The sequence below is a fragment of the Lutispora saccharofermentans genome, from assembly GCF_024363565.1.
GTDB lineage: Bacteria > Bacillota > Clostridia > Lutisporales > Lutisporaceae > Lutispora > Lutispora saccharofermentans.
Genome location: NZ_JAJEKE010000012.1, coordinates 96,963 through 121,174, shown reverse-complemented (window position 1 = coordinate 121,174; position 24,212 = coordinate 96,963). Strand labels below are relative to the sequence as shown.

Genomic DNA, 24,212 nt, shown 5'->3' with positions numbered 1-24,212 from the left:
GTGTGTTCGTATGATAGATAATATTATTCAATCAGTGACAGAGAAATTATCCTCTTTGCCTTATATAGAAGGCATCGTATTAGGGGGTTCCCGTGCAAGAGGTACCCATACAGAGGATTCTGATATAGATATCGGAATCTATTACAAATCAGAATCATTTGACATTACAGCGATTAATCAAATTGCTACAGAGTTGGATGATGAGAATAGAAATAACCTTGTTGTACCTCCCGGAGCGTGGGGTGATTGGATTAATGGCGGCGGATGGTTAGTTATAAATGGGTATCATGTTGACTTGATTTTACGTGATATAAAACGGGTGGAACAAATAATCAAAGATACGGAGCAAGGAATTGTTACTGCCAATTATCAGACCGGGCATCCTCATGGTTATATAAGTGCTATGTATCGTGGAGAATTGGCAATCAGCAAGATACAATATGCTAATGATGAAAACTTTTATGAGTTTAAAAAGCAAGCAGAACGTTATCCAACCGCTTTGCAGAAGGGATTAACTGAATTTTTTATGTTTGAGGCAGGTTTCTCTTTAATGTTTGCTGAGAACAATATAGATAAAGACGATGTATCCTATGTTTGCGGACATTGCTTTCGAAGCATATCTTCCCTTAATCAAGTCTTGTTTGCAATAAATAAAGAATACTGTATAAATGAAAAAAAGGCTGTTAAGATGATCGAAGATTTTAAGATCAAGCCAAGCGATTACAAGGAAAGGGTCGATAAGGTTATTTCCTTAATATCAACTGATGTAGATTGTACAAGAAAAGGAATAGAGATTCTTCAAAGACTAGTAAATGAGGTTGAATACCTGAAAGGAGCCCATATTCAATGACTGGGCCAGATAAGAAAAACCTTTATCCGAATGAAAATATAAAGACGGTTTGCTTTATAAGTAATCTACCTAAAAGACCAAATGTTGAGATTGGTGAATATACCTATTATAGCGATAATAAAAAGTCTCCAGAGAAATTTTACGATAATATAGAGCATCATTACGAATTTCTAGGGGATAAACTGATAATAGGCAAGTTCTGTGCAATTGCAGAGGGTGTTAAGTTTATTATGAATGGTGCAAATCATAGAATGGATGGAATTACAACCTATCCCTTTAATATCTTTGGCTGTGGATGGGAAAAAGTGACTCCTGCAATAGAACAACTTCCTTTTAAGGGTGACACAGTGATTGGCAATGATGTGTGGATAGGTCAAAATGTAACCATTATGCCAGGTGTTAAAATTGGGGATGGTGCGATTATTGCCGCTAACTCAACAGTAGTAAAAAGTGTTGAACCATATACAATATATGGTGGGAATCCAGCTAAATTTATCAAAAATCGATTTAGTGATGAAAAGGTTGAATTCTTGCTAAAGCTTCAATGGTGGAACTGGAGCGAAGAGGAAATATTTAATAATCTTGAAATGTTAACAACGGGAACTGGATTAGAGCAATTATTGAATAAATCTCTGGACCCCGGACCATTCTACCACGGGACAAAAGCCGATTTGAAGGTTGGGGATTTGCTGGAACCTGGCTTTAGCTCTAATTATGGTGAGCGAAAGAAGGCAAACTTCATCTATTTTACTGCGACCATGGATGCAGCAATATGGGGAGCAGAGCTTGCGGTTGGTAACCAGCCAGGTCGGATCTATCAAGTGGAGCCTACCGGTACCTTTGAGAATGATCCTAATTTAACTGATAAGAAATTCCCGGGGAATCCAACAAGGTCTTACCGCACCAAGTCACCGCTACGGGTAGTAGGCGAAGTGTTGGATTGGGAGGGGCATGCTCCAGAGGTGCTCCAGAACATGTTAGATAACCTTGAAAAGCTAAAGCGGCAGGGTATCGAGGCAATTAACGACTGATCACATGATAGTCGATTATATTGTGCACAGATTGTCGGATGATTAAATGCATCCTTTGATAATATTGATGATGAAAGGAGGTGTTTGATGGATTCTTTAAGTAGTATGAATAATGCAATGGCATACATTGAAGAGCACTTAACTGAGGATATCGACTATAGTAAAATTGCTAAAATTGCCTACTGTTCAGAGTATCATTTTAAGCGCATGTTTTCTTTTTTATCAGGTGTAAGCTTATCAGAATATATTCGGAGAAGAAGACTGACTCTGGCTGCACTTGATTTGAAGGATAGGGATTTGAGAATAATTGATGTAGCTGTCAAATATGGCTATAATTCAGCGGATTCATTTTCCCGTGCTTTTCATTCTATGCATGGCATTCTCCCTTCTGAAGCAAGAAGTGAGAATACACAATTAAAAGCTTATCCTCGAATGGCCTTTCAATTATCAATTAAAGGAGGATGCGAAATGAACTATCGTATTGTTGAAAAAGAGTTATTTAAGTTAGTAGGATTTAAGAAAAGAGTTCCCGTTATTTTTGAAGGTGTTAATCCAGAGATTGAAAAAATGACCGAACTCTTAACACCGGAGGTTATTAAACAATTAAAATTAATTTCAAATGTAGAACCAACAGGTATTATTAGTGCATCTACTAATTTTTCGGAAGGAAGAATGCAAGAAAAGGGTGAGCTAGATCATTACATTGGGGTAGCAACATCAAGTAATGAAACTGCAGAATTTGAAGTATTAGAAATTGATGCTAGTACCTGGGCAGTATTTGAGTCAATTGGACCGTTTCCAGAAACACTTCAAAATGTGTGGGGCAGGATATACTCAGAGTGGTTTCCATCTTCAGGATACGAGGCAGTTGAAGGGCCTGAAATTTTGTGGAATGAGAGTCCAGATACTGGAAGCCCGAAATATAGAAGTGAAATTTGGATTCCAGTGAAAAAGAAATGACATTAAGTATATCAATGATTGTGGGCGAGGGCACTCCAAATTGGGATGCCCTTTTCGCAAAAGTAATGGTATCTAAGGTGGATATGTTTCCGTCTACCGATAGTGCCGAAAATGCAGTGGATATGTTTCCGAAAACGGACATACTCTAATGACATTCATTCTGTCCTCTCAAGCCACGTTGAGTGCGTGGTATTGATGACGTATTGTGGTTATAAGGGCAAATAAGGCGAGTCACCCACTATATGTAGTGGTTCTGGAGCTAAAAATGAGCAAAAAACAGGGTCAAAAACTGCATTTTTTGGCCCTGTTTTTTGGGGCGTTTCATAGATGACATTCGGTATTTTTGAAGATGATACCCGATTAAGCTATTTTTTTGCAATATTTTACAGACTCGTCGAGACCGAAGCGCTCAAACTAGTATTTGGAATTTATCAATGGTTTCTACGATTAATTTCTTTCGTTTGAATGGATTGAGCCAATTAATGATTCCTGTTTTTGTTACCTCTACTCCTTTGGAACGGCAGAGCGCAGACAAACGCTCGATGGCCTGATTGCCACCCATCGTCGGTTTAGGGAAAAATTGTGTGACGAACCCCAGAACAACTTTACCTTTGAGAGATTGGAGTTGGCAGAGATACGCCTGCATGACAGGAGATAGCAGATAGCCACGCACCGGAGCCCCGAAAACGAGCATATCAAATTCATCGAGCTTCGGCACACATGTCAGTGCTATCGAATCCACATTTGTTTCTGTATCGTTTGATGCTGCGACTCTTTCGATTGAAACGGTATGCCCTGCATTAAGAAATTGCTCACGAAGCTTATGTGCAACGGAAAGCGTATGCCCGGTCTGAGAATGAACAATAATTCCGATTTTCATTGTAATCTTCCTTTCTGGATTATAAATAAATCATGTTATCTATCCACCAGCTTTTAATATTGCATTCTGGATTGCTTTTAAAATAACTTTGCTGCTGTATGTAGCACCAGATACACTATCTGCTTTTAAGGACTGCGCCTCTATAACATTTTCGGGAATAATTTCAGCACCTTGCCCTTGGCCGTTATCGTGCTTTAACAGTTCAATATCTACTATAAAATGATTCTTTATAGTTACCCTGACTTCAGCTGATACCGGAAAGGCCGAATAACTGCCAATGTAAATGCCATCCTCTGCTGCTGCGAGGTCGACATCGGATATCTCTGAAAGAGCTAACTGTTTCAGATTTCCTTCGAACCTCGTAAGCAAGATCTTCGTAGTGATAAAACCAAGCGCCAATACCAGCAGAACAATGATTATCGCGATATATCGTTTTTTCATAACTACCCTCCTTGTTATAAACGCTCATTGCAGATAATGTATCAGATTATCGTCCCAGTTAAATTGAAGTGTCGGCGGCGAATTTTCTAAAATTTATCACCAGTAGCGCAACGAATACCACCCAAGGAATGAGGGACAGTAAAGAAAAAATCATGCCCAATACTCCTGCCGATGAGGGTACAATCATAAAGAATCCGGAAGCTAACCCCCACAAGCCAACCGATTTCTTAAACTTATGGCTTTTTATTAATGCATAGGCAAATAACAGCAGGCATATTGTACTCAATACATAGTAGACATCGAAGGTGGTGCCTGTATAACCAGCCATTAAGGCTTCGCCGGCTGCCAAATATATAGTTTGCTGTTCAGGCAGCGCCTGAAAATACTGATTGCTTAAAGTCAGCATTTCAAATGCAGGATTGGACGGATAATAACATGCAATGCCAATTAAGCCAAGTATTAATGCCAAGAGTACAGTAACGGGCTTTTCTCGGTATAAGAGGACAAAGAGGGCTAAATAGATTATTATAATAATCATATTGTTAAACAGGTAAAGAAAATCCAAGCTCAGCAGTCCTAAAAACGGATTTTGCTGATAAAGTTCAAAGAATCCTTTAACAGTATCCGGTGGCGGTGCAATCACATAAATAACTATTTGCAATGGAATAAGAATGAGCATTGTTAAAGCCAAAAACTGGGCAACACGATAAAGTGGCTGAAAGTTGATTTTGAAACCTTGGTTCATAAGACATAACCTCCTTAATAATTTCTCTTATTCTTATTGAATAAGTAATTCACAAGTTTTATAAGCTCATCTTTGATCTCTTCTTTTTGTGTAGCACCATTGGATGAGAAACTCAGCATGATCATTCCCTGTAAGGCGTAAATGATAGTCTTGGCTACAACTTCAATATCCTCAGTTTGAATGATGCCTTCCTGGATTAGCCTGATAAAGGATGTCTGCCACATGCTGTGAAATCGTTGCCCAAGCTTTTGATAACTGTCATCTCCCTCCGGCTGAACAAAAGGATAAAAGTAAAAAAAACGGAATACATTCGGGTGTTTGAAGAAATAGTCCGTATAGCAGAAAAAAGCGCCAAGGATTTCTTCCACAGGATCATCGTTCTTAAAGGAAATGGATGTAAGCTCTGTAATCATATCCTCAATCATATCGAGACGTAATGTCCACAAGAGAGCATTCACATCCTTAAAATAGTAATATAGATTGGTATATGAATATCCTGTTACTTCAGCCAAATATCGAACAGTAACGGCTTCGTGTCCTTTATCATGGATGATATCCTTCGCAGCCTCGATGATTTCTTTTTGAGTACGTTCTTTTTTCGTTTGTTTCATATTAACCTCCGGACACTTTTAACTTAGTTAAAATATTTGAACTTAGTTAAAATATACGATATATGAATTGATATGTCAAGAGCTTAATATAAATTTTTTATATTTATTACTATGATTTACTACAAATAGAAATTCGGTGAATGAGCGGGAGGATATCTCGTCCAGGGATGCGGTGGCATATGAGGATCAAATCCTCGCTGCCATAGCAAAGGAGAACCGGCACTTTGAAAATGACCGAGGTCTTGCCGAGTACATTCACGACGAAGCTCTTAAAGAAAAGGTGCATAGTCTCTACCCGACAGTGGAGGTTGTTGATGGTGAGCTGTGGGGAGTCATGACTGTAGGACTGAAGGAGACTCTCACCGGAGAAGAAACCGCTGCGCTTATGGACTATGTGTGCGGTCAGAACTCTGATGGTTATGGGGAAGGATTTGAGCAGCGTCCCATCAAAACGCCGGATGGAGAAATCTATGTCAGCTTTTGGGACAGCGAAAATTACTCCATGAAGCTGGAGCAGGAGATGAAAAACAGCTCGCCTGATGCTGGATACGGCGGTCCGGTGATGGGAGGAATGTAAAGGCCCAATCGCCGTAATCGAATGTTCCGCTGCCGTGATGCAACTTGCCATCCGCTTTCAGTCGACGAAAAGCGTTCCGCATACGGACGAGAATCTCCGGCTGAATATCAAGACTGTGATGTGCCGGGAACACCCGCTTGACCGGAAGTGCCGCCACTCGCTCAAGAGAAGCAAGATAGGCAGTCGGGTCAGTGGAGGGGTAATAGGCAAACAGTGTGTCTTTGTAGACCAGATCGCCGGTAAAAAGATAGCCGCGATCTTTTTACCAAAAGCACATATGTCCCGGCGAATGTCCGGGAGTATGCAGCATCTGAATGCGGCGGCCTCCGATATCAATTACGTCGTCATCCTTCAGCGCTCGTGTTGGAGTACCTTGAAAAAACTCATACTTGTTTACCTCATAACCTTCCGGCAACTCACAGCGGTCGATTACCATACTTTTGATCTGCTCCATAGTCAAAGGAAATTCGCCGCTCAGCCAATTCAATTCATCCTCATGAGCGTAAAAATCCGGAAAATATTTGTGACCTCCGATATGATCCCAATGGATGTGGGTGGCAACGGCAGTAACCGATTTGTCCGTTAGCTTCCTTACCTCGTTATAAATATTACAAATACCAAGTCCGGTATCAATCAGAAGACTGCGCTTGGAACCGTTTAAAAGATAGCAGTGCGTTTCCTCCCACAATGCCGGTATTCACTGATAATATGCGTATCCGCATCAATATGATTTATTGTAAACCAATCTTCCATTTGACTTGTCCTTTCTAACCTGTGTAGGGTATAAATTTGAGTTCTATAACGCTCGTGTAATTTCTGCTTTTTCTCAGTCGGTTTTGTACTCGATAATCAACCCTGCCGCCCAATTGAACAGCAGTTCAGAGAGTCGGTCAAACTCAGCCTGCGCCATATTAGGCTGTTTTCTGAACATAATGCCGGTCTGCAAAATTTCCCGTTCCTGTGGTTGCAGCATGGGGATAAGCTCGGACTTTTGTTTTATGTATGTTCCCGTTTGATCATAATAGACTGCCTGTACGGTGAAAGCGGCTGATTTATAAAGGGCTTTCAATATCTCGGCGCTTTTTTCGTGCACTATGTTGTGGCCGCACATGTGATAGATGTTGCAGGCTCCTATTCGGACGGCACGACGAATATCTTCCTTACCAATCAGCGGCAGCAGAAAATCGATGCTGCCAAAAATCGGCGTGGTGTCATGATAGAACTGAAACAGATCGGAACGTTCCCAATTGATTAACTCCTGCCGGCCGGAGATAAATCCACATACTTTTTCCCGGTTCGGAAGGGTGTCCAACATGACGCTATATGCTTTCAAATCTTGCGGAGTCACATGGTCAAGTATAACAACCGCATCAATATCGCTGCTGTCCGTTGCTTCGCCGCGACAATAACTTCCCTGCAGCCCGACAAACAGCAGACGAGAGCCAAGCAGAGTTTTCAGATCCTCCAAGTATGCTTTCATCCAGATATCTATATCATAATTCATTTTTTGCTCCTTGACATTGACTTAATAATTCTACCAAATTTTTTGTTTAACTGTGATATATAAAACATTATAGCATGTGAATACAAGTTTTTCTATCCAACCGTTTCTCTAAAGCAAATGACCTGTCCCTTATGTTTTTATCATTAGGGGGCAGGTTTTTATTGCATTTCAAACTTAAGAAAGGGGCTGCTCAAATCCACGGCGCTGGACTGCAGGAAAAAGTTTGAGGATTTCCGGCATTCCGCAAGAGCCATTCGCCGGTTAAGCGATATGATTTGTCTGGAGAACGGACTGTCTATTATAGAGAATCCCAAGCCGAGCCGGGAGCATTACGGAAACATGGCTGGGCGAAAATAAGGAGCCTTCCTTTCAGGAAAAACAGCGGTAACGGCATTTGGAACGCATTCCTCCCTCCGCATGTAAAAAGCGTCCCGAAAGGGACGTGCAGCAGCGCCGTCAGGCGCTTAACAGACAGACGCGAAAGCAGGCTGTCTGACGGGGTTTGGGGCAGAGCCTCAACAAGCAGAGCGGAGCCATTGCGACCGGAGGAAGGAATGCGTGAAGCGTGGGAATGGGCGCTTTGGCGCGCCATTCCCCCTGCTTGCCAATATAATCATTACGTGCTGATAACTAATCTAATCGGAACGTTCCGAATATATATTTTTCTAGAGATGGTAATAATATGAATGTTAGCTGCACTGCAGTCAAACATTCGTATTAAAGAGTACTACCTCATGATGAAACAAGCATTCAATGACCTTATACGCTGCACGATAACCGGTTACGTGTATAGACTACTGATTTATAGGTAATTTAACTTTAAAGGTACATCCGCCACCTGGAGTATCCTCCAATGTGATAGTCCCTTGATGTAGCTGAACAATTTCTTTGGCAATGCACAAGCCTAGTCCAAAATGCTCCTTGCTATTTCTTGACGGGTCAGCGCGATAGAAACGCTCAAATACCTTTTCTTTTTCGCTATTGGAGATGCCCGCCCCATGATCTGTTACAAAGAACACAATTTGCTTCTGCTGTACCTCCGCACCCATTTCAATAGACAAGTCGGGCATAGAATACGAGATTGCATTATCAATCAAGATACCAAGAACCGTGCCAATATGTTCCTTATCCCCAACGAACTTGGGATAATGTTCTTCTATGTTCAACTCTATACGGATGTTTTTCTTCCGTGCAGATTCTTGGAATGCTTCCCATGCCTCAATCAAAAGAGAATCCACATCTGTTTCTTTCATGCTCATTTTCCAGCTTCCGGTGTCACTCGACGCTAATCTAAGCATGGATTGTATGAGCGTGGACATGCGCCCGCATTCATCCAATACAACCTTTTGTTTTTTCTGTGAAGCTGTGGCTTGATCAATACATAGAGTTTCTGTATTGGCTTGTATCACCGATAGTGGTGCTTTTAATTCATGTGAAGCAGCCGCAATAAACCTCTTCTGGCTTTTTATGGTTGCCTCCACCGGCTCTACTGCTTTGCCGATCAGTATACGGCTCATAAAATACATGAGCAAGAGCATACCCAACCATACCAGAGGATACCAACTGCAATAACTTTTTATGATTTCCCATGGCGTAGATTGTGGAACAATCAAAATCAAATTATATTCGGTTCCAGATGCTTGAAAAGCGTCGTTCACCCCACAGTATTTTTCATTTTGCGTTTCACTAATTAAGTATATGGTGCGAGTAGCCATCTCAATATTAGCGTTCGATTCAACGGTTGTTGAAAGAAGCATATTCCCGGATTTCATTTGCTTGATCAAAATATCTGAGGATGTAACGAAACTTTCCACACTGGATATTTCAGAAATTCCGTCGGATATATAAACCCACCCGTGGAATTTAGTAACATAACTTAACAAATTAGGGTCATTTATTCCCACTCCATCTTTGATTTGCTCAATGATGCTATCACACATATTGCCAACAAATATCATCTCGGATTCCTGCACTCTTGCCACTGTGTTGCCTACCATTAGCAATTCCATTATAGTAAAAGCCAACATAGTGAAAGACAAAAACATTACTACCAATTTTTTCCGAAGCTTTTTTATCACGGCGATTCCTCCAACCTATAGCCTGCGCCGTATACAGTTTTGATTGTAGTTTTGCAACCTAATTCACGCAGGCGCTTACGCAGGAAATGAATATAGTTGTCTATATTGCCATCCTCAACTTCTCCGCGTCCGCCCCACACCTTCCAGAGCAACCCATCACGGGTCTGCATCTTATCAGGTGATTCTAAAAAAACAGTCATCACATCGGCTTCCTTTTGTGTCAGTATAATCGAATAACCATTGCAGGTAAGCCTTCTCTGCCCAGCGTCCAAGGTGAGATCATATGCCGTCAATACCTCTTTATCGACAATATCTGTTGGGCGGCGTGTCAAAGCTCTGACCCGCGCCAGCAATTCTTTCATATGGAACGGCTTGACCAAGTAATCGTCGGCCCCGCAATCTAACCCATCGATTTTATCATCCAATTCACCGAGCCCGGTCATCATCAGCACAGGTGTGTATATTTGCTTTCGCCGCATTGCTTTCAAAATCGTCAAGCCGTCTATAATAGGCAGCATCCTGTCCAGTAAAACAATATCATGGCCATATTCGAGATTCAGGGCATAAGACAAAGCCGTTTCGCCATCAGCGCAACGGTTTGTAATGTAGCCCTCTTTTTGCAACTGCTCCTCAATTACAGCAGATAGATTTTCGTCATCTTCAATTAATAATACTCTCATGTTTAGACCCTCTTTTTATGATACCGATTACATTATACCATTTACATCATACCATACAACTATCTAAAAATCCTTTAAGAACAGGGTGTATTTCCACGAAACCCTACAGGACTTTTAGAGAAACATGGCTATACGATAGACATGAAAATGAAGGAGGTAGTTTTATGAAACACAGGATGCTTTTCACTTTAATCACAATACTTCTACTGATATTCTGCTCTGGTTGCGGAAATAAGCCGTTTGATAACAACAATTCTCCAAATCCTTCGGCGCAGACAAGTAGAGGTTCTACAGACGAAAGCAAAGAAAACAAAGATAATCTAGCGGTCAATAATCCAGAAACCTTTGATGAGCTATCTGAACGCTGCCAATTGAATGGCTCTGTAACAGAGTTTTCAGATAGTGGCTGTACGATTTCACCAACAGTTTATGAGGGTGATTTGGCTTACGCGGCTGCACCTGAAAATGAGAGTCGGGTTAAACAAGTTATAGTTACCTATGACGAAAGCTGTACATTCCAAATCGTACAGGTAAGCCTTTCCACAGGGGCGATGACTTATGAGGATGCAACCATCGATGACGTTAAGAAACAAACAGGATTATTTGTCGCTGGCGAATATGACGGCGAGAGCATTCTTCACGCGGAGCAAGTGTATATCTACAGGATGGTGGAGTGATTATATGAACTTTTTCAAACGCGCTCTTTGCTATATCAGGCGCAAAAAGAGCAAAAGTATTCTTCTGATCTCCTGTTTTTTCATTATGAGTACCATGATTTTGTGCGCCACAATCGTTTTAATGACCGCACAGGCAACGAGCGACTCTCTTAAAGAAAAGACAGGCTCAAAACTCGTTTTGGAAAATCAGCAAGGTATAAATAACATTTCCGCTGAAAGTATAGCCTTGATTTCCGGCTTAGATTCTGTGAGCCGTATCAATCGGGCGGCAAGAGCCACAGCTTATCCCACCGATTTTTCCCCTGTAACATATATAGATTCAGCGGATACTGCAAACTTCACAGTAACTCTCCACGCTTATGATAATACTGAAATTGACGGATTGTTTGCGGAGGAAAAATACCGTCTGCTTGAAGGCAACCCCATCACTGAAAAACGGGGCGGGGTAATTATCGACTCTATACTGGCGGATGCCAACGGGCTTAGTATAGGCGACATGATCACATTTAGAACGGAAGCCGGGGCTAGTGCATCGGGAGAGATTGTCGGAATTTTCTTTTCAGGTATGGAACGGCAACAGGAAAAATCGGTAATGTCCGTATATCGCATAGAAAATCAGGTTTTTGTTGATCACGGAATATTTGCCTCGCTGTTTACCTCATACGATTTCTCCAAACTTTCCGTTTATGCAGCCGACCCCGATGCATTGACTACTCTGCATCAACAAATAGAATCGATAATTGACGACAGTATCAGTATCACCTCGTCCGATGCACTGTATCAACAGATACAGGCGCCATTAAAGCAGATTATTCGTATCACATCTCTGATACTTGCGTTGATTGTCGCAACAGCTATAATTGTCATTTCATTGCTCCTTTGTATGTGGATGAGAACGCGTAAAAAAGAAATGGCCGTTTTAATCAGCTTAGGTGTATCAAAACTCGATCTTTTTTTGCAGGCAATAACGGAAAGCCTTTCCCTGCTTTGCTTGGCGATCATCGGTGCAACCACTTGTAGTAGCCTGTTTTTGAACAAGCTGATGAACAATTTATTCTCGTCGGATAGTTTTATTGGCATTGCGAATATTCGATTAGAGGGTCAACATGTCTTGATGCTTATTTTACTGGGAAGCGCGATTGTACTATTGACGGTAGGAATTTCAATTTCTCCGACACTGTACACAAACCCCAGAGATACACTTTCGAGAATGGAGGGATAGGATGAACAGTATACAGAGAGCTTGGCGTAGCGTGATTCGCAAGCCGATCAAAACCTTGCTTTTGCTATTGGTTATCGTGACCATCAGCTTGCTTATATTATGTGGCATGGCTAGCAGAAACGCCAGTGTGCAAACACAGGACAATACTCGGCAAGCAATAGGCGCTGGTTTACGCTTAGACGCTAATGAGCGAAACCGCTTCAAACGAATCATGGAGGCATCTGAGCATTTTGATGAGAACGGCGAAGGCTCCTACGGAGGAGTACACCAGGAGATTACTGATACCGCTTGGGGTCCGCAATGGTCATCGTGGACGGATAACTCTTTTGATTCCTTGCAAATGGATGACATTGAAGAAATAGCCACTGTGCCGGGGATAGCCGATTATAATATCACAACCGTTATTACTCCGGTTTTGCCCGGGAATTTCGAGAGAATTGAGGATGCGGATGTCGATCAATATGCTGATATTGGCTGTGTTTCACTCATAGGCAACAGGAGGATGGCACTTGACTTCAATGTACTTTCCGGCAATGTTAGTATTAAGAGCGGGCGCATGGTTGAGGCAGATGATCAGAATGTATGCGTTATTTCCGAACAACTGGCGAAAGAAAACGTCATTTCTGTAGGCGATGTTTTGCAGTTTAAAAACCGCCGCGATCCGGAAAATACCACCACATATGAATCGACGGTTATTGGGATATATCAAACCAAACAATTGATGTCCCCCAAAATGAGTGGGGATACTTATCGTTCAGAAAATATTGTTTTCACGGATTTACGCTTTCCAGAAAAGGCAGAGGGATACGAGAATGACCCTTTATTTGAACATGCTTATTTCAAAATCAGAGATGTAGATCAATATGATAGCGTAAAGACTGCTGTCGAAAATGTAGGCATTGACTGGGAGCGGTACGATCTGATTGACCGCAACGGTAATATGTCTACAATGTCCTCCAATTTTAATGACTTGGCGAAAATTAGCACATTGCTTATTGTCATTACCTTTGTTGCGGGCCTAATGATTCTCTTTTTAATCTTTGTCTTTTGGGTGAAGAACAGAAACCATGAAATTGGTGTTTTGCTTGCACTTGGTTGCCAAAAGGTAAATATTTTAAGTCAGCTTTTCGTGGAAGCTCTGATTATTACATTTCTGTCTTTTGCAATCTCCTTTGCCTGTGCGCCGGTAATAACGGAAGTCGCAGCCAACTATTTGGTCACTCAGCAAATAGAACAAGCACAAATACAAAAAGACATGGACGCAGGCAAGGTATTAACGGAATATAGGGAATCGGAACAAACCGTAATTGGCGTAAATGTTGCAGTTACCGATGAAATGATGATCTTCTGCGGGTTGGGCATGATTTCATTAGTGGGTGCATCTGTTGGAATCGCAGGAATAAGCATCTTGCGCAAAAAGCCCAGAGATATATTGGGCGAATTGAGTTAAGGAGGCAATTATGATTTTAGAAGCAAAAAGTGTGTCCTATTATTACAAATCAAATAAAGAGGCTTTGATTCTTGACGACGTAAACTACGGCTTTGATTGTGGGAAAATGTATGCGATCCTCGGGCCGAGCGGCGCGGGTAAGACGACGCTCTTATCCTTGTTGGCAGGGTTGGATGTCCCTGTCAAGGGGCAAATTCTCTATGACGGCAAGCCACTTACTTCCAAGGGGCTTACAACTCATCGCAAGTACCACAGTTCATTGGTATTTCAAAACTACAACCTGATTGATTACCTCACGCCTATAGAAAATGTAAAACTTGGTGGTAAGGGGAATCCTGAAACGCTGCTTGGCACCATCGGCATTGGAAAAGAGTTTTGGAAGCGAAATGTCTTGCAGCTTTCTGGAGGTCAACAGCAACGGGTCGCTATAGCCCGGGCATTGGCCAGTGAGGCCAAACTATTATTGGTCGACGAACCCACCGGAAATCTCGATGACGCCACTGCATGGGATGTAATTGATCTATTAAAGCGGATTGCCCATGAAGAAAATAAATGCGTTATTGTTGTAACGCATAACAAGGAATTGGCGAAGGAAGCTGATGCAGTTATTCGCATGGAAACCCATACTTGATCTTGCTGTCTGCACACCATAAATAATTCTATTTGCCGCACGACGGCAAAAGAAAAAAACTGTCGTGCAGCAGATAATTTAACATGCACTATTTTTAGGACACGGCGGTTTTGAGAATATCAAGGCCGCCGTTTTTTTGCTCCTTTTAATGTGGATAAATCCAACAACGGCCTTGAGATAGAAGGCGTTTATATAAGTTATATGTTAGAAGGATTGTTAACGTGTAAATAATGCCGATGGTAAAGCCACAGGGTTTAAGCTGTTTTCGGACGTTATGATTGCCTGGCTTTTGACGAATAACAGGATATGGGAATACCGGCTTTCGTCATACGCTACGGCGAAGGGGGTAGTCCTATGAAGATATATCATTTGCTTTTTTCCTTGAGGTGGAAATAAAGACGATAAAGCCTATATATACCATTTCTTATACATACAGTTATATATTCAATTTCTAAAAAAGTCAGTATTTTGCCATTGGCAACTTGCTGACTTTTTCTTTTCGACAAAAAAGAGTAAACCCCGACTTGCATTTACATATTTTAACAATTATAATTTCCACAAGGTAGCACCGATGTTTCGTTGCCGTTCCCCGCCTTCGGACTTTGGATTTTTCAGAAATTCAAAGTTCGGAGGAAAGGAACATGAAAAATTACAAAGACAGCGATTATGCCCTAAATAAATTCAGCGAGGGCATTGTATATAAATTTGCCGACCGCATTGTGGAAGTTACGCTGGAGGACTATCTGACAGAGAATCCCGGCAAAACTGCGGAGGATTTTTTGGAGCTGAAAGCTCTGTCGGATGAAATCTACCACGAACAGGTCATGCAGGAAAACCGGACAAACCTTATTCTGAATTTTTGATGAGAATATGTTAAAAATTATTAGTCCCTACTTGACAGCATCTTATGAGCAAGTGGGATTAATTCAAAGTCTGCGAAAAGATGATTATGCTTACCGGGTTTATGATGAAACCGCCATAAGTCGTTTGCGGCAAATCATAATCCTACGTAAGTTGCGCGTTCCCGTGAAGCAAATCTTAAGCATACTTAACAATTGCGACGCGGTGGAAACAGTGGAAATTTTCAGAAAAAACATAAGTGAAATAGACGGTGAAATTACCGCACTGTCTACCGTTAAATCCATATTGACGCGTTTTGTTGAGGAAATCAATGAAAAAGTCGATGTTAATTTAAAGCTCCTCGGTGACGAAGCTGTGTTCTCAGTTATAAGCTCTCTTTCTTTTTCTGATAATCAAATCAAAGAAACGAGGGAGAATTTATCAATGGAAGAATTAAACAAAGCTAACGAAGAATTAATGAAACTGGAGGACAAGGATGTGCGGATTATATATCTGCCACCAATGACTGTGGCCGCCGCTTTTGCTTCGGGAGAAGGCTGTTTAGACAAAGCATCGGAGATAGTAAATAAGTTTATAAAAGAGAGCGGATTGCTAAAAATTAAACCCGACGCACGCGGTTTCGATTTCGACTGCTTGGGAGGTGCGGCAGAACTTGGAGAAAATTCACATGGGCATGAAGCGTGGGTGTCTGTTCCTGATGATATGGAAATACCCGCACCGTTAATAAGACGAGAGTTCAAGGTGGGTTATATGCTGCTCATGTGTTAAGGTCGTGGGACTTCCAGGATTGGCGGCGGCTTAAGGAATGGGTTGATGCAAGTGATAAATACGATAATGACTGTGGTTCCCCACGATGGGAGCCGGCCGAAACAGGTTATGGCCAAGGTTTTGAAGAAACGTTGAATCTCTATAATTTTATTCAAAAGCACAATGCTGAAATGAGTTATTTACAGCTTGATTTGCTGCTCCCAATTAAGGAAAAGTAAATTGCTTATAAGAGAACTGCATATTGCACTTGCGACATGTTGAGACCGTTGTGTTGCTAGTTAAAGAATAGACTGATACCAAAGGGTTTAAGGATTTTAAGCGAATAATGAAGTGTGTTTTATGTTCTCTCAGACTACGGTTTGAGGGAATTTTTAGTTTACTAAAGCTTGTAAATGACTTGAGGGCAAGGATATGGTAAAATAGGAAAAAGATTAGTAAAAACTGTTATTTAAATATTTTATTTATGAGAAGTATTTGTGAAAAAAGTGGATGATTTTTAGAATACAGGGATGGAAAGCTTTGAAAAATAAAAGCTAGAATTTGGAGAATTTATTAATATTATGAGGAGGAATTAGAAATAGGCAGGTATGAAGAAGGATTAAAAATAATTGAGGAAAGGTGTGGCAACGGAAAAGATAATATCATCTCTCTCTCGACTATCGCAATGGAACCGAACGCTAACGGTAACCCTCGTCCTTATGTCCGTGATGTGGATGCTTATTATGAAGATGGTGTGTTTTATGTTACTACTTGGGCCAAATCAACTAAAATGCAGCAGATAGCTCAAAACCAAGAAGTTGCCTTTACGGTTTGCTTCGAGTGGTTTTCTGGAAACGGAATCGGCGAAAATCTCGGATGGGTTCTAGATCCCAAAAATGCTGAGTTAAGGTCTAAACTTCGTGAAGCATTTGCCGATTGGTACGACGATGCAAATAATGAAAAGGATGAAAACTGCATTATTTTGGCAATCCGCATCACAAGAGCCACGGTAATTAAAGATCACGGTGCTGTTCGTTACAATATGGACTTTGTGAATAAAGTGGAGACTGAAGAAGGGAAAATTAAATAAGGTGGTAAGCCGTATCTATATATTCGATGCTTAAAAATGGCATCGAATATATAGATGCCTTAGGCTAGGCGGATTCAAGGGAAGATTGCATAATAGGGCACGGACAGCTATATATGGCTGTCTGCTGTTTTATCACAATGACTTTTTGGATTTTGCAACTGATCCTACGATTTCGTTGGGTACAGTGCATGTTTCACATTATTTATATTTTGAACAGTAAAGGAAGGTAGGTAGATATGCAGGCAGGAGATAAAATAGTATTTGGCAGATACGAGTGGCGCATACTAGACATACAAAACAATACGGCTTTGATTATAACCGAAGATATTATAGAACAACGCGCTTACCACGATGCCTATAAAGATATAACGTGGGCTGACTGCGCGTTAAGAAAATATCTTAATGGTGAATTTTATGACAAATTCAACGCAACTGATAAATCAAGAATAATTCCGGTAATAAATAAAAATCCTGACAATCAGTGGTATGGTTCAAAAGGCGGAGCTGATACGCAAGACAGCGTATTTTTATTAAGCATTGAGGAAGTGTGCAAATATTTCGGTGATAGCCGTTCAAAACTGCAAAACCGAGGAAAAAATCAAAGATATTGGTTTGAAAGAAAAGATGAAAACAATAGTAAGCGAATAGCAAGACTTCAGGGTAAAGAATGGAGTTGGTGGTGGTGGCTTCGGTCGCCCGGCCGCGTTAATGTAAAAGCCGTGTATATCTTCGGGACTGACGGTAATATAGGTATTCAAGGCAATAATATATTGAAAGGCAACATCAGCGATGGCAAATGTACAGGGGGCGTTCGTCCTGCTTTGTGGCTGAAACTATAATTTGAATTATGACTAACAAGTTAGACTTTGCAGATAGTTCTCAATGAATAAAAAATGGATTAGGACATAATTTGTTTATTAAAACAATATGTGCCATTCAACCAGTTATAGGATGAAGGGGAAGTTTTAATAAACATAATTCTACCGCCAAGGGGATATTAGGCATTATAGTCATCAGAATTGCAGCAGCAAGGCACGTGGAGCGTTGCGTACTTTTGTCAAAAAATTAAGAAAAGTTGATATGACAGGATAAAAGCCCATCAGATAATTTTAAAATCAGGAAGAATTGTTTTAGGTCTTTAAATTATAATTTTGTAGTATTGGAGGCAGAAAAATGATAGAGGAAATGATTAAGATAGACGATATAGGGATTAATGTACGATATTCATTAAATGATAAATCAGTTGTTTTATTTCTCCACTTTAGTGGAGGAAATTTGAATATGTGGGAAGGCATTTTACCGCAATTTGAAAATAAATACAGTATCATTGTTCCTGATTTTAGAGGACATGGCAAATCCGATAAACCCTTAGCAGGGTATCATATAGACGACATGGCAAACGATATTTATTTATTGTTAGAGAAACTAAATGTAGAGCGCTGCCATATTGTAGGCAGCTCAATGGGGGCTGAGGTTGGACTTAGTTTAGCTGCATCACACCCAGAACTCGTCCTATCCCTCATATGTGAGGGCGCCTTATATAATGAGTTTGGAGAGTATGGGTTATTTAATGGAACGAGGGATGAAATTCAACACAGAAAACAAGTCATGCGGGCTGAACTAGCTGAAAGGGAAGAACGTGTATTTAAAACGAAAGAAGAGTATATCGAGGAAAAACGAGCGGAATTAGCACAACAAGGATTATGGAATGAATATTTCTTAGCCTTCTTTGAACACAATCTACAACAGATGCAAAATGGTAATTTTACATATTGCTATTTAAACCATATTAGAACAGAATATGTTCAGAAATATTGGGATGTGAAGTTTGAGCAATATTATAAAAAGGTAAAATGCCCTATTCTATTCCTTCCAAGCGAAGAAGAATGGAAGGATGAGAAAATTAGAAGTATACTATCTGCGTTCACCAGTCTACTGGATACATATGAAATTGAGCATATAGAAAATTCCATCCATGCTTATGTTTGGATGCAACTTCCGCTTACAGCAGGCGAAGTAGTAAAGGGATTCATAAGCAAACATGATAAATAAATGAACCTGCCACAGTCTGGTGCTGCTACTGTCATTCTTTATTAGTATATAATTTAAAGGGAACGGTAATTTTAGCAGCTAATGATTGTATGAAAGTGTTGGTAATATTTTCGATGTTATTTATATTTTTTGTTTTACTTAGGGGAGCTACTGCAGAAATCAGAAACTCGAAATAATTCAATGACACCAAGGGGGTATTAGGTTCGATGGTCATCAGAAATACAGCAACAAGGCATGTTGAGAGTATAATTCTGATGACGTATTGTGGTTTAGAGGAGAAATAGCATTTGACACAACGTGTAGTGGTTTTAGGACGATTTTGAAGAGAAATGCCATGTTTTTCTTTTGCAATGGCATGGTTCAGTTTTTTACCAGTTCCAGAATTTTATATATGGATGATAATGTTAAATATCATGATGATTACAATATATAGAGATAAATATTTATACGGAGGGATTAAATGAAAATAACTTTACCCAGAACAAATTTGTTTGAGGAAAAATTGGGCGAAAAGATACAATTAGCTGTAAATGAAGAAATACAGAAATTGGATAAAACTTCAAAATACTCATTCTCTTTGGAATTTGATGAATCGCTAATATATTGTAGTGAAAGTATACAAGCATTCTTTATCCCAGATGAAAAATTGCCTCAGTATCAGAGAGGGAAAGAATTACATGGTGATGACAAAATGTATGCAATATTGAGTTATCAATTAAAAGTAGCTGAAGAGGCGATTGAAAGCTATGGTATTACTATAAATCATACCAGTATTGAAGGAAGCCCATTTGTTGAAATTAATTGTATTGATATAAGGCTGCAGGAGCAAGAAGAAAAGGATTTAAAGTTAGATAAAAAGCGTAAAAATGATAAAACCATAAAATGTAGTGTCATTATGCCAAGCCTTACTAGATTTGCAAAAAATATTTCTAATGTCTATGAAAAACTTGAAAAAGAAAGGGACAATGTTCTGGAAAGGGCTTTTAATAGTAAGAAACTGTATGAAAAGTATAAAGTATTAGTGGGTAAAGAAGAATTATATAAAATATATCTTGATTTTAAGAGTGAATACGGGGATATGTGGATCAATTCTAAAGAACATAAAGATGAACTTTTAAAAAGGTTTCATCAAACAGTGAAGATAAAAGCGGGGTTAATAACTAACGAAAAGACGAAATCAGAAGTCATGAAACCTTTAGTCATACTTGCAAAAACAATATTTGAATTGCAAGTGTATAAAAAAACTAAAACAGACAATGGAATGCATAAAGATATTGGACAAGTTTCACTAAAGACTAATGGTAAAATTATTAAGACAGAATATTGTGCAAGAAGAAAAAATTACGAAATACTAGATGAGAATTTTGATGATTGTTATATTGAGGTAACCGATAAATATGATAATTACAAATTGGTAAATAGTATACGGGAATTAGTGGAAACGGCAAATACGATATGTGAAAAATACGGTTATACTATCGATCGGGATGCTATGGATAATATATTGGATTTTATAGATATTAAACGACTTATAAAAAAGGCAAGAGAGGTATAATTTGTGTGAGATGGGGTGGTGTATTATTCTAGATATGTTTTGCCAAACAGATATGTATTAAGACATCAAGTCCATCACCACAACCCATATTGAAGCCGTAACACGACTTGTGAGGGAGTGAAATGACTGAAGAAGTCGATGTACGTCTCATGTCAGGCTTGCCCAAGAAGGCGAGCATAGCGAAGGCTGATTAGTAGCAAGCTACTGGATTTAAAACATAATGCCAAACTTGCAGCAAAATAAGTGGCAGTAATTAAACATAGGTAATAATTACCCATGTCATAAAAATATGGGTAAAAAATCTTAAAAATTACCTATATTCTATTGTGATAGGAGAGAATTACCTATATAATATATGTATCATATAAAATAGGGGTGGAAAAATGAACAATTCATTATCTAAGTTACCACCAAATGTTGAGCTTGAAACCAAGTATATTTTAAAACAATTAGCTGGGTCTCATAGAGCTTTAGCAGAACTAAAAGGTTTTTCAGAAATGATACCTAACAAAAACATATTAATAAATGCAATAACAATAAACGAGGCTAAAGATAGTTCAGAGATAGAAAATATTGTAACCACTCATGATGAATTGTTTAAAACAATGAGTAGAGAAAATTATGCTTCTCCTTCGGCTAAAGAGGTTGTTAACTATAGAACTGCCTTATGGAAGGGTTATGAACTAATTAAAAAAAATAATTTTTTATCAACTAACATGATTATTGATATACATGAAATTATAGAGCCAGATAAAGGAGGTATTAGAAAACTTCCAGGTACGGTACTTAAGAATGAAACTACAGGAGAAGTAATTTATACACCTCCAAGTGGGAAAGAAGAAATCTTATCATACTTAGATAACCTTGAACAATATATAAACAATGATTATGATGATATTGATTCCCTTATAAAGTTAGCTGTCATCCATTATCAATTTGAATGCATTCATCCCTTTTATGATGGAAATGGAAGGACAGGAAGAATAATCAATGTTTTATACTTAGTCTTAAAAGAGTTATTAGATAGCCCTATATTATACCTAAGTAAGTTTATCATTAGGAACAAATCTGCTTATTATGGATTACTTCAAAGTGTAACCAACGAAGGTAAATGGGAAGATTGGATAATATTTATACTACAAGGTGTTGAGGAAACTGCAGAAGAAACGCTTTTACTTGTAAAAAAAATAAATATATTGTTAGAAAAAACAGCTGAAGAAATAAGAGAGAAGCTTCCTAACCTCTATTCAAGAGAATTAGTGAATCTGATATTTTTTGAATTCTATACTAAGATTGGCTATATAGAAGAAGGTCTTAATATCTCAAGAAAGACTGCGGCTAAGTATTTATCCATTTTAGAAGAAGAAGGATTCTTAGTTTCAGAAAAAATTGGAAGAGAAAGAATATATCTTAATAAAGAGTTGTTTAAAATAGTTAAAGACGCTGGTAATAGAAAATGAATATAACCCTATGAAAGGCATATAAAAAGACTATAGTTCTCCACCAAGCAGTCTCTAGGTCTTTACGACATCTTTATTGTCACCTTAAGGCACGTGGAGACATGTTGTCTCCTAACAAAAATAAAACGCTGAAGAAATATAGTTTTCTAAAAAATAAAAGGTAATTTGTATGCTGTTTATGTTAGTTGTTAAAGCTTCGAATAATTCGGAAGCTGGAAATCTCCCGAGTGCAGAACTCATTGAAGCTATGACGAAGTACAATCAGGTATTAGTTAAGGCAGGTGTACGGGTTATGGCTAAAGAGCTTCATCCAAGTTCAAATAGGATACGCATTTCGTTTCCAAATTCAGGACAAAAGCCGGTGGTAACTGAGGGTTCATTTACAGAAACGAAAGAATTGATTGCTGGGTTCATTTTGATTGATGTGAAGTCAAGGGGGGAAGCCATCGAATGGGCTATGCGGATGCCAGACCCGCAAGGGTATGTGGAGGGTCAGATTGAATTGTGTCAAGTATTTGAGTAGCTTGTGCTGCAATTATTGCTCAAGGTATAATATTGCAGAGGATTTGGTGCAAAAACATTCAATATTTATCGGAACCCTATAAAAAAGGCTTTGAGAATTAATGCCACCTAATCATAGTCTTAGTAGAATAGGATAAAGTTAAAATACAATCTATACTTTAAAAGTGAATATAGCGTCGCAGAATGAGCACATTGACCGCATAAATTGTGCATGCTGACCGGTTATAACTGTGCATGTTCAACGCCCGGATTGTGCATGAAAAAGAGGGCACTCGTTTCTCTGTATAATGAATTTATGTGTCGGATTTTCGATACAAATAAATTCAAGGGAGGTCATAAGATGACCAATTACAGAGAAATTCTGAGGCTTTCTCACCTAGGGATCAACAAGCAAGACATAGCTACTGCTTGTGAATGTTCTAGGAACACTGTGGCAAATGTCCTAAAACGAGCAGGAAATTGTGGGCTTACTTGGGAGCAGGTGCAAGACTGGAACAACAAGGATATATCGGATAAGTTGTTCCCTCCCAATGCAGTAAAGCCCGCCTACAAGATGCCGGACTATGAGTATATTCACCGTGAGATGGCAAAAAGCGGCGTTACACTGAGCTTACTATGGGTGGAGTACTGCGAGCAATGCCGTGAAGCTGGAGATATCCCGTACAAATCTACTCAGTTTAACAAATATTACAGCGACTATGTCTGCAAAACCAAGGCTACTATGCATCTTAACCATAAGCCAGGCGAAATCATGGAGGTGGACTGGGCTGGTCAAAATGCCTTTATCATTGACACGGACACCGGTGAACCTATCAAAGCCTATGTGTTTGTAGCCGTACTGGCTTATAGTGGCTACGCTTATGTGGAAACCTTCCTCTCACAGAATCAGGAATGCTGGGTAACAGCTCATGTAAATGCATACAAATATTTCGGCGGCGTTACCCGTATTCTGGTACCGGATAACTTAAAGACCGGCATCATAAAGAACTCTAAAAGTGAAACTATCGTCAACAAAATATATCAGGAACTTGCTGAGCACTATGGAACTGCAGTCATTCCGGCAAGACCGAGAGCGCCGAAGGATAAGCCCTCGGTAGAAGGCTCAGTAGGAGTTATCTCAACTTGGATACTGGCGGCACTGCGAAACCAGCAGTTCCTTTCTTTACGTGAGTTGAACCTGGCAGTCAGAGAGAAACTTGCCGAGTTCAACAACAAACCCTTTCAGAAGAAGGACGGTAGTAGGGCAACCATTTATGCAGAGGAAAAGCTGTTTTTACTGTCCCTTCCGGAGAGGTCCTATGAATTAGCTACTTGGAAGGGGGGGTGCGGACGTTATTCTAGACCATTGCAGGGGTGGGGTTACGCCAAAATATAAGAAAAAAGAGTTTTGCGAAGATGTATGCTTTCGCCAAATTGTTTGATACTTTTTGGCGAAAGCATTTTGCGTTTATAGGCGATATACAGTGAAAGATATTCTCCTTTAAAAGAACTTGCAATGATTTTTATATTAAGTTAAACTGCTAGTTACCTGTAGGAGGCGGTTTAAAGTGCGGTTGACTTTGACCTTAGGGCAAAGTTTATACTAGGT

General features: G+C 39.6%; 24 protein-coding genes and 3 pseudogenes. 19 read left to right on the top strand and 8 right to left on the bottom strand.

Annotation, left to right across the window (positions count from 1 at the left end; all coding sequences use genetic code 11):
• Window positions 1–10: 10 nt before the first annotated feature.
• The 5 genes and pseudogenes from LJD61_RS13485 to LJD61_RS13465 all read left to right on the top strand — a co-directional run bounded on the left by LJD61_RS13485 (window position 11) and on the right by LJD61_RS13465 (window position 2,990).
• Window positions 11–850, top strand: a complete 840-nt coding sequence (locus LJD61_RS13485; protein ID WP_255228067.1) for a nucleotidyltransferase domain-containing protein — start codon at window positions 11–13, stop codon at window positions 848–850.
• Window positions 847–1,452, top strand: a pseudogene (locus LJD61_RS13480) (Vat family streptogramin A O-acetyltransferase); the annotation flags it as partial. The gene LJD61_RS13485 and the pseudogene LJD61_RS13480, both read left to right, overlap by 4 nt.
• Window positions 1,438–1,881, top strand: a complete 444-nt coding sequence (gene arr / locus LJD61_RS13475) for an NAD(+)--rifampin ADP-ribosyltransferase (RefSeq protein ID WP_333783129.1) — start codon at window positions 1,438–1,440, stop codon at window positions 1,879–1,881. The pseudogene LJD61_RS13480 and the gene arr, both read left to right, overlap by 15 nt.
• 87 nt (window positions 1,882–1,968) lie before the next feature.
• Complete coding sequence (locus tag LJD61_RS13470; protein WP_040036557.1) at window positions 1,969–2,841, top strand: AraC family transcriptional regulator; 873 nt, start codon at window positions 1,969–1,971, stop codon at window positions 2,839–2,841.
• Window positions 2,838–2,990, top strand: coding sequence for a hypothetical protein (locus LJD61_RS13465; RefSeq protein WP_255228066.1), 153 nt, complete (start codon window positions 2,838–2,840; stop codon window positions 2,988–2,990). The genes LJD61_RS13470 and LJD61_RS13465 overlap by 4 nt, the downstream gene beginning before the upstream one ends.
• 260 nt (window positions 2,991–3,250) lie before the next feature.
• Here the strand turns inward: LJD61_RS13465 and LJD61_RS13460 are convergent, their stop codons facing one another.
• From LJD61_RS13460 to LJD61_RS13445, 4 genes are read right to left on the bottom strand one after another with little or no spacing between them, the layout of a single operon-like run.
• Window positions 3,251–3,721 carry a flavodoxin family protein gene (locus LJD61_RS13460; protein WP_255228065.1) on the bottom strand — a complete coding sequence of 157 codons (471 nt, stop codon included), beginning with the start codon at window positions 3,719–3,721 and terminating at the stop codon, window positions 3,251–3,253.
• A gap of 39 nt (window positions 3,722–3,760) precedes the next feature.
• Window positions 3,761–4,162, bottom strand: a complete 402-nt coding sequence (locus tag LJD61_RS13455; RefSeq protein ID WP_255228064.1) for an FMN-binding protein — start codon at window positions 4,160–4,162, stop codon at window positions 3,761–3,763.
• Window positions 4,163–4,220: 58 nt separating this feature from the next.
• A complete protein-coding gene (locus tag LJD61_RS13450) occupies window positions 4,221–4,907 on the bottom strand; it encodes a DUF4386 family protein (RefSeq protein WP_255228063.1) in 687 nt (228 codons plus the stop codon).
• A gap of 14 nt (window positions 4,908–4,921) precedes the next feature.
• Entirely contained in the window at window positions 4,922–5,518 is a 597-nt protein-coding gene (locus tag LJD61_RS13445; RefSeq protein WP_255228062.1) for a TetR/AcrR family transcriptional regulator, read from the bottom strand.
• Window positions 5,519–5,657: 139 nt separating this feature from the next.
• Between LJD61_RS13445 and LJD61_RS13440 the strand changes: the two are divergent.
• Window positions 5,658–6,095: pseudogene (locus LJD61_RS13440) on the top strand (hypothetical protein); the annotation flags it as partial.
• 1 nt (window position 6,096) lies between these two features.
• Here LJD61_RS13440 and LJD61_RS20810 read toward each other — a convergent pair.
• The 4 genes and pseudogenes from LJD61_RS20810 to LJD61_RS13415 form a co-directional block, all read right to left on the bottom strand.
• Window positions 6,097–6,848, bottom strand: a pseudogene (locus LJD61_RS20810) (MBL fold metallo-hydrolase); the annotation flags it as partial.
• A 73-nt stretch (window positions 6,849–6,921) separates the two neighbouring features.
• Window positions 6,922–7,599 carry a nucleotidyltransferase domain-containing protein gene (locus LJD61_RS13430; protein ID WP_255228060.1) on the bottom strand — a complete coding sequence of 226 codons (678 nt, stop codon included), beginning with the start codon at window positions 7,597–7,599 and terminating at the stop codon, window positions 6,922–6,924.
• A 794-nt stretch (window positions 7,600–8,393) separates the two neighbouring features.
• Window positions 8,394–9,677: a sensor histidine kinase gene (locus LJD61_RS20565; protein ID WP_255228059.1), complete on the bottom strand. Its 1,284-nt coding sequence runs from the start codon at window positions 9,675–9,677 to the stop codon at window positions 8,394–8,396.
• Window positions 9,674–10,357, bottom strand: a complete 684-nt coding sequence (locus LJD61_RS13415) for a response regulator transcription factor (protein WP_255228058.1) — start codon at window positions 10,355–10,357, stop codon at window positions 9,674–9,676. Before LJD61_RS13415 ends, LJD61_RS20565 begins: the two co-directional genes overlap by 4 nt.
• Window positions 10,358–10,521: 164 nt before the next feature.
• On the opposite strand from LJD61_RS13415, the gene LJD61_RS13410 reads away from it, so the two are divergent.
• The 13 genes from LJD61_RS13410 (at window position 10,522) to istA (ending at window position 23,999) form a co-directional block, all read left to right on the top strand.
• The gene (locus tag LJD61_RS13410; protein ID WP_255228057.1) at window positions 10,522–11,034 is read left to right on the top strand and encodes a hypothetical protein; all 513 of its coding nucleotides are present in this window, start codon (window positions 10,522–10,524) and stop codon (window positions 11,032–11,034) included.
• Window positions 11,035–11,038: 4 nt separating this feature from the next.
• Window positions 11,039–12,256, top strand: coding sequence for an ABC transporter permease (locus LJD61_RS13405; protein WP_255228056.1), 1,218 nt, complete (start codon window positions 11,039–11,041; stop codon window positions 12,254–12,256).
• Window position 12,257: 1 nt separating this feature from the next.
• Window positions 12,258–13,706 carry an ABC transporter permease gene (locus tag LJD61_RS13400; RefSeq protein ID WP_255228055.1) on the top strand — a complete coding sequence of 483 codons (1,449 nt, stop codon included), beginning with the start codon at window positions 12,258–12,260 and terminating at the stop codon, window positions 13,704–13,706.
• A gap of 10 nt (window positions 13,707–13,716) precedes the next feature.
• Entirely contained in the window at window positions 13,717–14,337 is a 621-nt protein-coding gene (locus tag LJD61_RS13395) for an ABC transporter ATP-binding protein (protein WP_303740762.1), read from the top strand.
• A gap of 641 nt (window positions 14,338–14,978) precedes the next feature.
• Window positions 14,979–15,200: a hypothetical protein gene (locus LJD61_RS13390; RefSeq protein ID WP_333783126.1), complete on the top strand. Its 222-nt coding sequence runs from the start codon at window positions 14,979–14,981 to the stop codon at window positions 15,198–15,200.
• 211 nt (window positions 15,201–15,411) lie between these two features.
• Window positions 15,412–15,966, top strand: a complete 555-nt coding sequence (locus LJD61_RS13385; protein WP_255228054.1) for a GyrI-like domain-containing protein — start codon at window positions 15,412–15,414, stop codon at window positions 15,964–15,966.
• A gap of 577 nt (window positions 15,967–16,543) precedes the next feature.
• Window positions 16,544–17,035, top strand: coding sequence for a pyridoxamine 5'-phosphate oxidase family protein (locus tag LJD61_RS13380; RefSeq protein ID WP_255228081.1), 492 nt, complete (start codon window positions 16,544–16,546; stop codon window positions 17,033–17,035).
• Between the two features lie 236 nt (window positions 17,036–17,271).
• Entirely contained in the window at window positions 17,272–17,874 is a 603-nt protein-coding gene (locus tag LJD61_RS13375) for a DUF6273 domain-containing protein (protein ID WP_255228053.1), read from the top strand.
• A 334-nt stretch (window positions 17,875–18,208) separates the two neighbouring features.
• Window positions 18,209–19,087: an alpha/beta fold hydrolase gene (locus tag LJD61_RS13370; protein ID WP_255228052.1), complete on the top strand. Its 879-nt coding sequence runs from the start codon at window positions 18,209–18,211 to the stop codon at window positions 19,085–19,087.
• A gap of 460 nt (window positions 19,088–19,547) precedes the next feature.
• Window positions 19,548–20,642: a hypothetical protein gene (locus LJD61_RS13365; protein ID WP_255228051.1), complete on the top strand. Its 1,095-nt coding sequence runs from the start codon at window positions 19,548–19,550 to the stop codon at window positions 20,640–20,642.
• A gap of 383 nt (window positions 20,643–21,025) precedes the next feature.
• Complete coding sequence (locus tag LJD61_RS13360; protein WP_255228050.1) at window positions 21,026–22,102, top strand: Fic family protein; 1,077 nt, start codon at window positions 21,026–21,028, stop codon at window positions 22,100–22,102.
• 169 nt (window positions 22,103–22,271) lie between these two features.
• Window positions 22,272–22,625: a YciI family protein gene (locus tag LJD61_RS13355; RefSeq protein WP_333783125.1), complete on the top strand. Its 354-nt coding sequence runs from the start codon at window positions 22,272–22,274 to the stop codon at window positions 22,623–22,625.
• A gap of 339 nt (window positions 22,626–22,964) precedes the next feature.
• Entirely contained in the window at window positions 22,965–23,999 is a 1,035-nt protein-coding gene (istA, locus tag LJD61_RS13350; RefSeq protein ID WP_255228049.1) for an IS21 family transposase, read from the top strand.
• Window positions 24,000–24,212: the final 213 nt, after the last annotated feature.

Coding starts and splice junctions, on each gene's coding strand:
- LJD61_RS13485 (WP_255228067.1), top strand. CDS start 11: ATGATAGATAATATTATTCAATCAGTGACAGAGAAATTATCCTCTTTG.
- arr (WP_333783129.1), top strand. CDS start 1,438: ATGTTAACAACGGGAACTGGATTAGAGCAATTATTGAATAAATCTCTG.
- LJD61_RS13470 (WP_040036557.1), top strand. CDS start 1,969: ATGGATTCTTTAAGTAGTATGAATAATGCAATGGCATACATTGAAGAG.
- LJD61_RS13465 (WP_255228066.1), top strand. CDS start 2,838: ATGACATTAAGTATATCAATGATTGTGGGCGAGGGCACTCCAAATTGG.
- LJD61_RS13460 (WP_255228065.1), bottom strand. CDS start 3,721: ATGAAAATCGGAATTATTGTTCATTCTCAGACCGGGCATACGCTTTCC.
- LJD61_RS13455 (WP_255228064.1), bottom strand. CDS start 4,162: ATGAAAAAACGATATATCGCGATAATCATTGTTCTGCTGGTATTGGCG.
- LJD61_RS13450 (WP_255228063.1), bottom strand. CDS start 4,907: ATGAACCAAGGTTTCAAAATCAACTTTCAGCCACTTTATCGTGTTGCC.
- LJD61_RS13445 (WP_255228062.1), bottom strand. CDS start 5,518: ATGAAACAAACGAAAAAAGAACGTACTCAAAAAGAAATCATCGAGGCT.
- LJD61_RS13430 (WP_255228060.1), bottom strand. CDS start 7,599: ATGAATTATGATATAGATATCTGGATGAAAGCATACTTGGAGGATCTG.
- LJD61_RS13415 (WP_255228058.1), bottom strand. CDS start 10,357: ATGAGAGTATTATTAATTGAAGATGACGAAAATCTATCTGCTGTAATT.
- LJD61_RS13410 (WP_255228057.1), top strand. CDS start 10,522: ATGAAACACAGGATGCTTTTCACTTTAATCACAATACTTCTACTGATA.
- LJD61_RS13405 (WP_255228056.1), top strand. CDS start 11,039: ATGAACTTTTTCAAACGCGCTCTTTGCTATATCAGGCGCAAAAAGAGC.
- LJD61_RS13400 (WP_255228055.1), top strand. CDS start 12,258: ATGAACAGTATACAGAGAGCTTGGCGTAGCGTGATTCGCAAGCCGATC.
- LJD61_RS13395 (WP_303740762.1), top strand. CDS start 13,717: ATGATTTTAGAAGCAAAAAGTGTGTCCTATTATTACAAATCAAATAAA.
- LJD61_RS13390 (WP_333783126.1), top strand. CDS start 14,979: ATGAAAAATTACAAAGACAGCGATTATGCCCTAAATAAATTCAGCGAG.
- LJD61_RS13375 (WP_255228053.1), top strand. CDS start 17,272: ATGCAGGCAGGAGATAAAATAGTATTTGGCAGATACGAGTGGCGCATA.
- LJD61_RS13370 (WP_255228052.1), top strand. CDS start 18,209: ATGATAGAGGAAATGATTAAGATAGACGATATAGGGATTAATGTACGA.
- LJD61_RS13365 (WP_255228051.1), top strand. CDS start 19,548: ATGAAAATAACTTTACCCAGAACAAATTTGTTTGAGGAAAAATTGGGC.
- LJD61_RS13360 (WP_255228050.1), top strand. CDS start 21,026: ATGAACAATTCATTATCTAAGTTACCACCAAATGTTGAGCTTGAAACC.
- LJD61_RS13355 (WP_333783125.1), top strand. CDS start 22,272: ATGCTGTTTATGTTAGTTGTTAAAGCTTCGAATAATTCGGAAGCTGGA.
- istA (WP_255228049.1), top strand. CDS start 22,965: ATGACCAATTACAGAGAAATTCTGAGGCTTTCTCACCTAGGGATCAAC.